Genomic DNA, 12,755 nt, shown 5'->3' with positions numbered 1-12,755 from the left:
CAAGGATTCCGGGATATATGAAGGTCACAATTTTTGGCACCGGCTACGTTGGTCTGGTTTCGGGCACCTGCCTGGCTGACTCAGGTCACCAGGTCATGTGCATGGACGTTGACAGCGATAAAATTGCAAAACTGCGTCAGGGCAGCATACCCATTTATGAACCTGGCCTGGAGCCTATGGTGGTGGAAAACAGCAAGCTGGGTAATCTCAGGTTCACCTCGGATGCTGCTGAAGCCGTGAACTTTGCAGATCTGATTTTTATTGCTGTGGGTACCCCGCCCGACGAGGACGGTTCAGCTGACCTGAAATATGTTCTCAGCGTGGCGTCCGAGGTCGGACGTTTGATGACAACACCCAAAACCGTTATTACCAAATCGACAGTCCCCGTGGGTACGTCAGATAAAGTTCGTGAAGCCCTGCAGATACAACTGGATGCGCGCAGCTCCGGCCTGAAGGTGGATATCGCCTCGAACCCGGAATTTCTGAAAGAAGGCGCGGCAGTCAACGACTTCATGAAACCGGACCGTATTGTTGTGGGCACCGACTCAGCGACAGTACGCAAACACCTGACCGAGCTGTATGCGCCGTTTAATCGCAACTCCGATCGTATGATATTCATGGATATCCGGGCCGCTGAACTGACCAAATATGCGGCCAATGCCATGCTTGCGACCAAGATCAGCTTCATGAACGAGATCGCGAACCTGGCCGAGTTACTTGGTGCGGATATAGAACAGGTACGGCACGGCATAGGCTCTGACCCACGCATTGGTTATCAGTTCATCTACCCCGGCATTGGGTACGGTGGTTCATGTTTCCCCAAGGACGTGCAGGCGTTGGAACGCACTGGCAGGGAACACGGCATGCAGATGAACATTCTTCAGGCCGTCGAGAGCGTCAATAACCTGCAAAAGCAGCGCATCGTGGACCTGATCAAACGCCATTATCAGGGGGACATCAAAGGCAGGACTTTTGCCATGTGGGGGCTGTCATTCAAGCCCAAAACAGACGACATGCGTGAAGCGCCCAGCCGGGTGATCATGGAAGCTTTGTGGCAGGCAGGTGCCATTGTTCAGGCGTATGACCCGGAGGCCATGCAGGAGGTAGAGCGCCTGTATGGTCAACGGAGCGACCTGCGCCTGGTAGGAACTCGAGACGCAGCGCTGGTAGGCGCGGATGCATTGATAGTGTGTACTGAGTGGCAGCATTTCCGCGCGGCCAATTTTGACTGGCTGGCGGAAACGCTGGCAGATAAAGTCATCTTTGATGGCCGCAACGTTTACGACCCGGAGACAGTCAGCGCCGCCGGTCTGACCTACTATGCCATCGGTCGCGGCGCTTCCTTGCGCAAATGATGGCTGTTTGTATGAATACGCTTATGCGCTAACCAGTGACCTGGTGATCCAGGTGAGCTACCAGGTCTGCGGGCAGGTCGAGTCGGTGAGCCAGCGCCTGAAGGTAAGCCCGCTCAGCCGGATGATCAATATCCAGCACGGACCTGGACACCAGATAGACCTCGGCAGCCTGCTCGATACCCTGTACATTCCTGGCGAGCTGCGCCATGTCGGCAGGCTGGCGTAGAGCGTCGAAAACAAACCCTTTGCTTTCCGAATCCAGCGACATTTTCTCGACCTGTTCGAAAATGTGGGTTTGTTCTTTGGCATCAATATGACCGTCAGCCTTGGCCGCTGCGATCATTGCCATCACCAGCGTCAGCGCGAAATTGCCAGAGTCTGCCGTCGCAGAGGTTTGCTGAGGTAAAAAGCGCGAATCTACGTGCTGCATGTCGCGATCGGTCGCAACCGGCGCCGTGGCAACCTGTTTGCCCTGCTGCCAGTTCTGGTAGGCCTTGAAGGCCAGTGCACCAGCAGCGGCGGCACCGCCGTAGGCGAGCATGCCACCACCCATTTTTCGGACCTTCTTGTTGCCTACCAGCAGCCCCAGCACACCGCCAGTCAAAGCGCCTTTGGCAAAACTACCGGTACCCGATGACGGTTTGTTTTGGCCTTGGCCGGCGCCGGTATTGCCGCCCATGAACTGCTGCAAGAAACTGTTTGCGTCTATCATTGTGACCTCTGCTGGAAATGATTTCAGGCTCAGATTGTAGCGAAACATTCACCAGTCACCAAGCCTTTGCTGCTCGGGTGCTCATCGCCCGTCAAAGCTTGCGAACGCGGAAAGAACGCCCCTTGAGTTTGCCGTCGGTCAGCTTTTGTTGTGCCAGTTTTGTCACCGCCTGCCGTACTGCGACATAGGCACTGTTGTCCGTTACATTGATTTTACCGATTTGCTCAAATGTGATTTCATTGTTGTTGGTCAAAGCGCCGACAATGTCGCCGGGGCGCAATTTTTGCTTCTTGCCACCGTCTATCTGCAGGGTTTGCATTGGCGGGTATGGTGTTTTCTGATCAAGCAGGGTCAGTGGTGGCAGTAGTCGTGGGTTTTTTACCGGATCACCTGTCACCCCCAATCGCGCAATTTTATGTGCATCCGACGCATCAAACAGGGTACACGCGAGCCCCTGGCTGCCGGCTCTGCCGGTACGGCCAATGCGGTGTACGTGAGTATCCGTATCCCGGGCCGGATGATAATTGACAACAAGATCCAGTGCATCAATATCCAGCCCTCGTGCCGCCACGTCCGTTGCCACCAGGACGGACACGCTGTTGTTACTGAACAGTATCAGGGTCCGGTCCCGGTCTCTCTGTTCCATATCACCATGCAGCGCCATGGCGCTGAAATTGCTGCGCTGTAGCTGCTGACACACATCATCTACATCGCGTTTTGTGGTGCAAAAGACCAGAGCGGACTCGGGGCGGATGTCCTGCAATAACAGTCGCAGTGCGGTGAACCGGTCAACATCCCCTCCCACCTTGTAGAAACGCTGGTCGATGCTGGATGCATCCTCCTCCGCATCGACCTCAACCATGACCGGATCGCGCATCATGCCCCTGGCAATGCGCTGCATATCATCTGCAAATGTGGCACTGAATAACAGCGTCTGACGGGTAGCGGGTATTTGCGAAACAATGGCTTCCAGCGCTTCCTGGAAACCCATCTCCAGCATTCGGTCAGCTTCATCGAGAACCAGGGTATCCACATGATCAAGCTTAAGCGTGCCTTTACGCAGATGGTCTTCAATACGTCCGGGCGTGCCCACAATGATATGTGCACCGTGCTCCAGCGAGCCAATTTGCGGACCAATCGGTGCCCCGCCACATAAGGTCAGGACCTTAACATTGTGCATACCCCTGCCGAGTCTGCGTATTTCCACTGCAACCTGGTCGGCAAGTTCGCGGGTGGGACACAGCACCAATGTCTGAATGCGGAAACGTTTAGGGTCCAGTTTTTGCAACAGGCCCAGGCCAAAGGCTGCGGTTTTTCCGGATCCGGTCTTACCCTGCCCGATGACGTCTTTGCCGGCAAGCACCGACGGCAGGCTCAGGGACTGAATCGGAGTCATGCGGGTGTAGTCCAGCGTTTCCAGATTGGCAAACAGCTCTGGTTTTAGCTGGAGTGACGCGAAATCATTTTTTGCCATTTTACTCTACCGCTCTTTCTGTGGCAGATATCCAGGCCGGACGGCTCTGATTACGTGCAAGATAGGCCTCCAGCGTCGGATAATCAGCAGAAACGCCCAGGCGCCTGGCCATGGAGATCATGTACGAAATACCGATATCGGCGGCGCTGAACGTGTCCCCCAGAATGTACTTGTTGCCAGCCAACTGGTCGGCAATATGATTCATATGCAATGCTATTTCCTTGTCACTGAATCCCTGCAGTAGTTCATGTGATGCACCACTGCGTAACAGCAACATTCGGATGAGCAACGGCGTGAACACAGACCCTTCCGGATAGTGCAGCCAGCGCGTGAACCTGCCCCACTGCTCCAGGTCGGAACGTGGTGGTGAAAATTTGAATTCACGATCAAATTTTTCCAGCAGATAGGAGGTAATTGCGCCGGACTCGGATATGACAAGGCCGTTATCTTCAATTACCGGAGACTTACCCAGGGGGTGAATCTGTTTCAGGTCGTCCAGCGCACGCATGGTTTTAGGGTCGCGATGATAGACCTTAAGATCGTACTCAACGCCCAGCTCTTCGAGCAGCCAAACTGTAAAAATCGAACGCCCTATGCGCAGGTGATGCAGTGTAATCATGTTTTACTCCGTGAAGTCAGACTTTAAAGAAATCGCGGTACCAGACCACAAAATTATCGATACCCTGTTGCACCGGCGTGGCCGGCCTGTAATCCAGGTCTTCAACCAGGTCGTCAACGTTGGCAAAGGTTGAAGGCACATCGCCAGCCTGTAACGGCAACATGATTTTCTCTATCGGTTTGCCAATCGCTTTTTCGATGGCTTCAATAAAGTCCATCAGTTTCACCGGGTTGTTGTTGCCTATGTTGTATATCTTGAACGGCGCCGATGACGAGCCGGGTTCAGGGCGTTTTGCATCCCACTTGTTATTGCCGGATGCGGGGTTGTCGATAACACGCACCAGACCTTCAACAATGTCATCGATATAGGTAAAGTCACGCAGCATTTCACCGTTGTTAAAAACCTTGATTGGTTCTCCCGCGAGCGCGGCTTTGGTGAACAGGAACAGAGCCATATCCGGACGCCCCCACGGGCCATACACGGTAAAAAACCGCAACCCCGTGGTTCGAATGCCGAACAGATGTGAGTACGTATGGGCCATCAATTCGTTGGATTTTTTGCTGGCAGCATACAGACTTATCGGATGGTCAACACTGTCACTGGTTGAGAATGGCAGGCTTTCGTTGAGGCCATAAACAGAGGAGCTGGATGCGTAGCAGAGGTTGTCCACACCGTGGTGGCGGCATGACTCCAGAATATTCAGGAAACCCACAATATTCGCGTCAATATAGGCGCGCGGATTTTCCAGTGAATACCTCACGCCCGCCTGCGCAGCGAGATGACACACGGCATCGAAGCGCTCTGCTTTGAACAGGGCCTGCATTGCTTCGGCGTCCTCCAACTGCATTCGGATAAATCGATAAGCCGGCAACGAAGTCGACTGCAGCATTTCATTAAATGGCAAATCGAAAGGTATATCCGTGTCAGTCACGCCGGCCCGTTCGAGTCTGCCGAATTTGACTCGCGGATCATAGTAATCATTGATGCTATCAAGGCCGACAACTTCATCGCCTCGTGCCAGCAGGCGTTTTGCCAGATGTGACCCAATAAACCCCGCCGTTCCGGTAACAAGAATTTTCATTTTAATCCTTAGTAAATTGAATCAGGCGGCTTTTATTCGCCGGATGTTGGCATAAATAAAAATACCGGTGGCAAGTCCAACGGCATCGGCAATCATATCGCCCACACTCATGCTGCGGCCCGGTATGAAATACTGTGCTATTTCAGTCGCGACACCGAACGCGAGCAATATTGCAAGAATCCTGACCAATCCAAGATTAAACTGCCAGGCCCGGAAGAAAAGCGCGCCACACAGAGCAAACAGAAAAAAATGAGAAACCTTGTCAAGCGCAAGACCGCTGCTGCCCGGGTCAGACACTGGCCATGGCCACCAAGTGCTTTTCCAGGCCCGAAGCGAGTCGAATGCGGGCTCAAGCAGGGCCGCGATAGCAGCTATCGCTGACCCGGGAAGCAACAAGACACATGTCGTCAGCACAAGCATGAGCCACGCAATGCTTTGTGCTTTTGACATGCCATTTCCTGTGTTCCGCATATGCACGACCGTTCCCTGACAGCAATCAGCTACTGCTGTTTAGCAGGTGGCTATCATACACCAGGAACGGTCAGGATTCCGGAATTCTCGCCGACGCCCAGCTTTCATGAACCATCACAGTGATTTCGTCAAGCAGCTTTTGCTCTACCGCAGTCGGATTGCCTGGCTCCAGCGGATCATAGTGGAAGATATACAGGCGTGAGGCGAATTGTTCGAAGGGCAGTGAAGCCTCGCCAAACCTTTCGCCACTGCCAGCGGTGCTGACCACAACGCCGTGTCCCCAATCCTGCCCGCTATCGTTGTTCGGGTTGTAAAAATACACGCGCATGATTTGATCGGGGTCCAGCCCTACGCGCTGAATGGTTATCGCATGCCAGCCAATAAAGCGCCCGGCGGTATCGGTGATAGCAATTCCGGCCGGTTGCGGATGAATGACTGGCTGGTTGTCATTAAAGTAGGGATGATACGATGCGTAGAAATAACGCAGAAACTCGTCAAAGTGCTGCAAAAATCCGGTGGCTACATCAACGGCTATACGAAACCCGCGACCGGTCCACCAGCCATGAAACTCCGGATTGATCCAACGGTGCGGGTCTTCGTCACGCCCCACGCAGCGCCGACCCATTTCAGCATAAATCCGGTCAAGGTGGGGTACCACCAACAACGACACCGGATCAAGATCCAGCACCAGACCCGAGGCCAGGCCGGCCTGGCTGTCACTGGAAGAAATGGGCTGGCCTTCAAAATGCATCATGATTTCATCATCACGGGCTGCCCAGACTACCATCTGCAGCAGATAATCCGGATCATTGTAAGCCCACATCGACAGGGCACGGGCAGACTGGCAGGTAGGGTTGTTGCCTTGCCCCACGCCCAGAGGCAGACCCAGCATACACAGCACCCCTTCCAGCAGGCGAACGCGCGGTGGTTGCGCGTCCCCATAGGCCAGTTTCAGTCGCTGCTGGGCAGCAGGGTTCAGAATCAGGGACAACTGTCGCCATAAAGCCGGCGCCACCGGCGACTGATACAAAATGCCACGCTCGAGCATCAGGGTCAGACCATACAGAGCCTGAGCTGTCTCCGGGTGGATAGCCTGGTCAATCAGCTCCATCACCAGTGGCCGATAACATAGAAGACATTCACGACCGGTGCTGGATAAACCCATGGCATCGTGCACCAGGTGGGCGAAGCCCTCCTCCGCGCACAGGTGCCTCAACAACACAACGTGGTAGGCAGATACCAGGCCCGTGTCATGCATCGCCCGCGACATGCCGGTTGCTTCAGACTGCAGTGCACCCTGGTCCATATGTTCAAGACGTTCCAGATACACCGGCAGGCCGGGATCCTCACGGCTCGCTTCGGTGGGGCCAAACAGGGCGCTGACCAACCGGTCGGCACCCTGCCCGCTGCTGCGAAACTCTATCTCCGGGTTAAGCTGACAGACTGCGATCTGTGTGATCATCTGCTTGACGGTGTCAACCTGAATGGGACGTTGTTTCAACACCCGCCAGATTTCCTCAATTAGACTGTCGATGATGTGCTCGTAACCGATGCGTTCGGCCAGGTGACGAAGCAGAAAGTCGGGAATCACCGCCGCCCGCCCCTGCGCCGTGCGCCGGGCTTCATCGATACCCTGAAACATCAGCTCAAGATTCAGGGCGAGCACCTGAGTCAGGAAATGATGCGCCTGTACCGAAGAGATCGACGCATGGGCATAGTCGCCACGTGCTACGGCCAGCAGCCGTAGCTCACTCAAGGCTTCAAGCACCAGTACGTCAGGGTCACGGGTCTGGAACGCATAACTTGTCAGCGACGCTACCAGTATATGCGGGTCAGCCCAGTCTGTGCCCAGAAATACCCCGCTTGCGTCTACCTGTTGAGCGCGCTGTTCAAGTGCTTCGCAGCCCCCGGGTAGCATGAGAACACGCCGTGCGGTATCGAGAACGCGGCGTATTTTCAGGGATTTGCTAAGATCAGGCGTTTCCGCCATGACTTGCAACGCTTCATCCATGCGTGGCAGCAGATCTGCCAGTTGCGTTTCAGACATAAAAATCCAGTTCTTCCTGTTGTTTCAGCAGATCACGCATCTTGTATGGATCATCCCCGGTAAAGTAGAGGAGTCCCCAGTGGGTGCCGAAAGCAGTACGTTTTGTCACAGTTTCTTCCAGCGGTTGCGTCAGTTCATGCGATTCAAAGTAAGGGTGGTTTTCCGTTTCCTCAGGCAGCTCCATGCGGCTGACCACCCGGCGACGGGGGTACACGCCAAAACAACCGGCGTGACATTTGGCATCTTCAACTGCTTTCGGGAAGTACGCGGTGATTTCTTCATCCGTTGTTTTTGGATCAAAGGACAAAATCAGTGCCTGATAAGCATTAAAGCCATATACCCGCTCCAGCAACTCAAAAACCTTGAAACCCGGCGGCCGGTACGCTACTTCGCCGAAGTACATCTCATTGTCACTGGTGACAAAATATTCCGGATGAACAAAACCAAACTGAATATCGAAGGTCTTGATCAGTTTTTCCACCTGCTCAATAATCTGTGGCCGGTACTTTTCCAGATCCGGTGTTGCCGGCACAAATACGGAATACCCAAGAGTCACGTATTCTGAAATGTTCAGAAATCTGATCTTGCCGTTGTGGACCCACGCCTCGACCGCAAACTCCCAGCCATCGAGGTGGCTTTCCATCAGGATGGGAAACTCTTCGTCGGGGATGGAGTAGACATCGTCCGGTGTTCTGACCACTCTGTGCCCCAGGCAACCAGCTTTGTCGAAAGCCTTGAGGTGAATCGGGTCATTGGGGTCACCATCGAGCTTGAGCAGGGTCTGGTTGACGCGCTTGAGAAAGCGGACAACGTCTTCTTTTTCGTGAGCCTCCTCGAAGATGCCGACACGAATGCCACCCAGCTGGGCCCTACGCTTCATCAGTGACTTATCACGGAACAGGATGGACTGACCAAACAGGCGGGGATTGTCCATCAGCACCGCATTGATAGCACCGGCCCATTCAACCGTTTCTTCAAATAACGGGATCGCAACATCCACACCCTTGTCCTGCAGCAGTTGTGCTATCTCCATTGAGCGATCATTCAGGCGCTCAAAATTCCATGGGATGTAAGGAATATCATGCTTGTCACAATACTCCTGAGCCCAGTCAGGCGCGACCACAACATAGCGCCGGTCAAAGCCCTCTGCAGCCTCAACGGCGGCCAGGCTCCAACCCAATAATGCGACATAACCTTTGCTTGTATCTTTCTTCATTTATCACTCCTGTTGGGAATACCTATACTGGAGTTGATATATACTAACATTTTTAACGCAGAACTTCACGGCGCTTGGCAGCGATGGTCTGAGCGATGGCCTGAGCGATGGCCTGTTTGCTCGCTGAAACCGGCCACCCGTGTGCCAGTGCAGCTGGTTTGCTCTGGCACAGCTTAGCTCTTACAATACCCGGTCTGATTGTACATTTTAGAGAGAGCGCAATGCCTGTCAGCATAAAAACCTCGGACGAAATCGAAAAAATGCGCATCGCCGGTCGCCTGGCAGCGGAAGTGCTGGAAATGATCGGGTCGCACGTCACACCCGGTGTCAGCACCGGCGAGCTGGACCGTATCTGTCACGATTACATTGTCAACGTGCAGCAGGCCATCCCTGCCCCGCTTAACTACAACGGCTTCCCGAAATCGATCTGCACCTCCCTGAACCAGGTTGTCTGCCACGGTATTCCCAGTGACGCCAAAATATTGAAAAATGGTGACATTCTCAATATCGACATCACGGTCATAAAAGACGGATATCATGGCGATACCAGCAAAATGTTCTTTGTTGGCGACGCTGCATCCCATGCCAAACGCCTGGTCAAAGTCACGCAGGAGTGTCTTTACAAGGCAATTGAGATCGTGCGACCGGGCGTTCAGCTCGGTGATATCGGCCATATTATCCAGACGCACGCAGAAGCCAACAACTACTCGGTGGTCCGGGAGTATTGCGGCCACGGTATCGGCCGCGTGTTTCATGAAGATCCTCAGGTACTGCATTACGGCAAGCCCGGTACCGGCATAAAATTGGAAGAGGGCATGGCCTTTACCATTGAACCCATGATCAATCTGGGCGAGCGCCACACAAAATTGTCCAAAGCTGACGGATGGACCGTGACCACACGTGATCGCCGGCTGTCAGCACAGTGGGAGCATACGTTGGCAGTGACGGCGACCGGTGTGGAGGTGTTGACCCGACGCCCCGAAGAGCCCTTCTGACGATCGCCATACCGGGTCTAAAGCAGCCACACAGAAGCAGGACATCAGCCAAATTTCCGAGGTAGTGATTGATGAGTGAAACCCAGATGGTCGATGCTGGTTCGTCTGCGGACCAGCAACTGTTCGATGCCGATGCGGTCGAGCAGAGACTGCAGTCCGGTGAACCTGCGGTGCAGGTTTTCAAGGACGCACTGATGCATGCCCGCGATGAACTGGATGCACGTTACAGGGCCGGGGCCGATATCCGAAGTCTTGTGCTGGGCCGTGCCTGGTTCATGGACCAGATATTGAAGCGCGCTTGGCGCCAATTTGACTGGGTCAATGCCAATGACCTGAGCCTGCTTGCGGTCGGTGGTTATGGACGCGGCGAGTTGCACCCGCACTCGGATATCGATTTGCTGTTCTTGATGCGTGATGACCAGGCAGCGGCAAACCGCAATGCACTCAGCGGCTTTTTCGCCTTTCTGTGGGACATAAATCTGGAGATCGGACAAAGTGTGCGCACGATTGCACAATGTCGCGACGAGGCCGTCAAAGACATCACGGTGACCACAAGTCTGATGGAGTCACGCACCATTGTCGGGCCTGACAATGATCCGGATTGCCTGCGCCAGGAGATGATTGAAGTTACCCAGGCTGATGAAGTGTGGCCAGCGCGCGACTTTTTTACCGCCAAGCGCGACGAGCAAATCGCGCGGCACAATAAATACTATGATATTGACTATGCCCTTGAACCCAATGTCAAAACCTCACCCGGTGGTCTTCGCGATATCCAGACCATAGGCTGGATTGCGAAGCGACATTACGACGCCAATAACCTTGACGACCTGGTAAAACTGGGATTCCTGCTGCCTTCGGAATATGAACAACTTATCAAGGGTGAAAAGCTTTTATGGAAGCTGCGTTATGGTCTGCACCTGCTTGCCGGTCGCAAGGAGGATCGTCTTTTATTCGATAAACAACGCGAACTGGCGACGATGTTTGGCTACGCAGATGATAAAAAGAGTCTGGCAATAGAAAAGTTAATGCAGGAGTATTATCGTGCCGTCGCAACGTTGCGCGAAATGAACGATATGCTTTTACAGCTGTTTGACGAAGCCATTCTGCGGGCCGGCGAGAAAGCCGAAGTAACGGAAATCAACAATCGCTTTCAGGTCCGTAACAGCTACATTGAAGTGCGTAGTGGCGAGGTATTCAAACGATTCCCCTTTGCCATGATGGAGATTTTTGTGTTGATGGCTCAAAACCCTGAAATCAAGGGTGTGCGCGCTTCCACCATCAGGCTGATTCGTGAAAACAGGGTATTGATTGACGACAAGTTCCGGCATGACATCCGCAATACCTCCTTATTCATGGAGCTGTTGCGATCCCCGCACGACCTGACATCACAATTGCGGCGCATGGCGCGTTACGGCGTACTGGGCCGGTATCTGCCGGAATTTGGCGCCATCACCGGTAAGATGCAACATGATCTCTTCCATATCTATACCGTTGATGCGCATACACTTCAGGTCGTCGAAAATATGCGCCGCTTTCGTCTGCCGGAAGCCGAAGAAAACTTTCCGATTGCCGCACATATTGTCAATAAACTGCCCAAAATTGAGCTGCTGTACATTGCCGGTCTGTACCATGACATCGCCAAGGGCCGGGGCGGTGATCACTCGACGCTGGGTATGGAGGATGCAACGCTGTTTTGCCAGCGCCATCATTTGAGCGCATGGGATGCCAAACTGGTGTCCTGGCTGATAGGCAAACATCTGTTGATGTCCATGACCGCGCAACGCAAAGACATTTCCGACCCGGAAGTGATACACGATTTTGCGCTGCAGGTCGGCGACAAATTGCATCTGGACTACCTGTATGCTCTGACGGTTGCGGATATCAATGCCACAAACCCGACGCTATGGAACGCCTGGCGAGCCTCACTGCTGCGACAACTGTACCTGAGTACTAAAAAGGCCTTGCGCCGCGGGCTTGAGAACCCGATAGATCGCGCTGATCGCATTAAAGACAAGCAGGAAAGCGCCCTCGAAAAGCTACGCCTCAGAGGTATCAGGGACGCTGATGTGCTGGCGATCTGGGACAATACTGACGACGAATATTTTGTGCGCGAATCCGCTGCCAATATTGCCTGGCATTCCGAATCCATTGCCCGACACAAAGCCTCCAAAAACGGTGAAGATACACTGGTGCTGGTACAGGACACAACTGACACCCTGGCTGAAGGTGCCACACATATTTTCATCTATACCATCAACCGCAATCATCTTTTTGCCAGCAGTGCGGCGGCCATGGAACAACTTGGGCTTAACATTCAGGATGCGCGAATTTTTACCTCAAGCAAAAACTACTGCATGAACACGTATTCTGTGCTTGAGGGTGATGGCACCTCCATCGGTGATAACCCGCGCCGAATCGAGGAAATCAAAAAAATACTGCGGCAGTATCTCGCTGAGCCATCGGCGCATCTGAGTGTTGCCAAAAAGCGTGCCTCGCGCAAGTTGCAGTATTTCGGTCAGCAGGTGGAAATTGATGTTATCAATCAGGATGGGCTGCCATGGTCTACGCTGGAGCTTAACTGTATTGACAAACCCGGTATTCTGGCAGCGATCGGCAAGGTATTCGCAGAGCAGGACATTCAATTGCTGAATGCCCGCATTGCCACGCTGGGTGAGCGCGTGGAGGACCTGTTTTTCATCGCCGACGTCAATGACAAGCCCATTACCGACCCGGAACAGATAGAACGCCTGCGACAGGCCTTGTCACTGGAACTGGCGACATAAAA

At 53.7% G+C, this 12,755-nt stretch carries 10 protein-coding genes; 3 read left to right on the top strand and 7 right to left on the bottom strand.

Annotated elements, in window-relative coordinates:
- The first annotated feature begins 17 nt into the window (after positions 1–17).
- Positions 18–1,355: a UDP-glucose/GDP-mannose dehydrogenase family protein gene (locus WD071_RS01710; RefSeq protein ID WP_368046560.1), complete on the top strand. Its 1,338-nt coding sequence runs from the start codon at positions 18–20 to the stop codon at positions 1,353–1,355.
- A 28-nt stretch (positions 1,356–1,383) separates the two neighbouring features.
- Here WD071_RS01710 and WD071_RS01705 read toward each other — a convergent pair whose 3' ends face one another.
- The 7 genes from WD071_RS01705 to WD071_RS01675 all read right to left on the bottom strand — a co-directional run bounded on the left by WD071_RS01705 (position 1,384) and on the right by WD071_RS01675 (position 8,975).
- On the bottom strand, positions 1,384–2,067 hold the full coding sequence (locus tag WD071_RS01705) for a tellurite resistance TerB family protein (protein WP_368046558.1): 684 nt from the start codon (positions 2,065–2,067) through the stop codon (positions 1,384–1,386).
- Positions 2,068–2,158: 91 nt separating this feature from the next.
- On the bottom strand, positions 2,159–3,541 hold the full coding sequence (gene dbpA, locus WD071_RS01700; RefSeq protein ID WP_368046557.1) for an ATP-dependent RNA helicase DbpA: 1,383 nt from the start codon (positions 3,539–3,541) through the stop codon (positions 2,159–2,161).
- Position 3,542: 1 nt separating this feature from the next.
- Positions 3,543–4,160 (bottom strand): glutathione S-transferase family protein, encoded by a 618-nt coding sequence (locus tag WD071_RS01695; RefSeq protein WP_368046556.1) that lies wholly within the window; start codon positions 4,158–4,160, stop codon positions 3,543–3,545.
- Between the two features lie 16 nt (positions 4,161–4,176).
- Positions 4,177–5,241, bottom strand: coding sequence for an NAD-dependent epimerase (locus WD071_RS01690; protein WP_368046555.1), 1,065 nt, complete (start codon positions 5,239–5,241; stop codon positions 4,177–4,179).
- Between the two features lie 21 nt (positions 5,242–5,262).
- The gene (locus tag WD071_RS01685; RefSeq protein WP_368046554.1) at positions 5,263–5,691 is read right to left on the bottom strand and encodes a VanZ family protein; all 429 of its coding nucleotides are present in this window, start codon (positions 5,689–5,691) and stop codon (positions 5,263–5,265) included.
- A gap of 91 nt (positions 5,692–5,782) precedes the next feature.
- Positions 5,783–7,759, bottom strand: a complete 1,977-nt coding sequence (locus WD071_RS01680; RefSeq protein ID WP_368046553.1) for a hypothetical protein — start codon at positions 7,757–7,759, stop codon at positions 5,783–5,785.
- Positions 7,752–8,975 (bottom strand): acetyl-CoA carboxylase biotin carboxylase subunit family protein, encoded by a 1,224-nt coding sequence (locus WD071_RS01675; RefSeq protein WP_368046552.1) that lies wholly within the window; start codon positions 8,973–8,975, stop codon positions 7,752–7,754. Before WD071_RS01675 ends, WD071_RS01680 begins: the two co-directional genes overlap by 8 nt.
- Positions 8,976–9,196: 221 nt before the next feature.
- Between WD071_RS01675 and map the strand changes: the two genes are divergently transcribed.
- Positions 9,197–9,970: a type I methionyl aminopeptidase gene (map, locus tag WD071_RS01670; protein WP_368046551.1), complete on the top strand. Its 774-nt coding sequence runs from the start codon at positions 9,197–9,199 to the stop codon at positions 9,968–9,970.
- A 71-nt stretch (positions 9,971–10,041) separates the two neighbouring features.
- Complete coding sequence (locus tag WD071_RS01665) at positions 10,042–12,753, top strand: [protein-PII] uridylyltransferase (protein ID WP_368046550.1); 2,712 nt, start codon at positions 10,042–10,044, stop codon at positions 12,751–12,753.
- Positions 12,754–12,755 lie beyond the last annotated feature (2 nt).

It is taken from the genome of Pseudohongiella sp., assembly GCF_040877505.1.
Taxonomy (GTDB): domain Bacteria; phylum Pseudomonadota; class Gammaproteobacteria; order Pseudomonadales; family Pseudohongiellaceae; genus Pseudohongiella.
The sequence above is the reverse complement of the archived record's forward strand: the minus strand, read 5'-3'. Positions and strand labels throughout refer to the sequence as shown.

Bases quoted from the DNA above. Each gene is read 5' to 3' on its own strand.
- dbpA (WP_368046557.1), bottom strand. From the start codon at position 3,541: ATGGCAAAAAATGATTTCGCGTCACTCCAGCTAAAACCAGAGCTGTTT.
- WD071_RS01690 (WP_368046555.1), bottom strand. From the start codon at position 5,241: ATGAAAATTCTTGTTACCGGAACGGCGGGGTTTATTGGGTCACATCTG.
- WD071_RS01705 (WP_368046558.1), bottom strand. From the start codon at position 2,067: ATGATAGACGCAAACAGTTTCTTGCAGCAGTTCATGGGCGGCAATACC.
- WD071_RS01680 (WP_368046553.1), bottom strand. From the start codon at position 7,759: ATGTCTGAAACGCAACTGGCAGATCTGCTGCCACGCATGGATGAAGCG.
- WD071_RS01710 (WP_368046560.1), top strand. From the start codon at position 18: ATGAAGGTCACAATTTTTGGCACCGGCTACGTTGGTCTGGTTTCGGGC.
- WD071_RS01675 (WP_368046552.1), bottom strand. From the start codon at position 8,975: ATGAAGAAAGATACAAGCAAAGGTTATGTCGCATTATTGGGTTGGAGC.
- WD071_RS01665 (WP_368046550.1), top strand. From the start codon at position 10,042: ATGAGTGAAACCCAGATGGTCGATGCTGGTTCGTCTGCGGACCAGCAA.
- WD071_RS01695 (WP_368046556.1), bottom strand. From the start codon at position 4,160: ATGATTACACTGCATCACCTGCGCATAGGGCGTTCGATTTTTACAGTT.
- map (WP_368046551.1), top strand. From the start codon at position 9,197: ATGCCTGTCAGCATAAAAACCTCGGACGAAATCGAAAAAATGCGCATC.
- WD071_RS01685 (WP_368046554.1), bottom strand. From the start codon at position 5,691: ATGTCAAAAGCACAAAGCATTGCGTGGCTCATGCTTGTGCTGACGACA.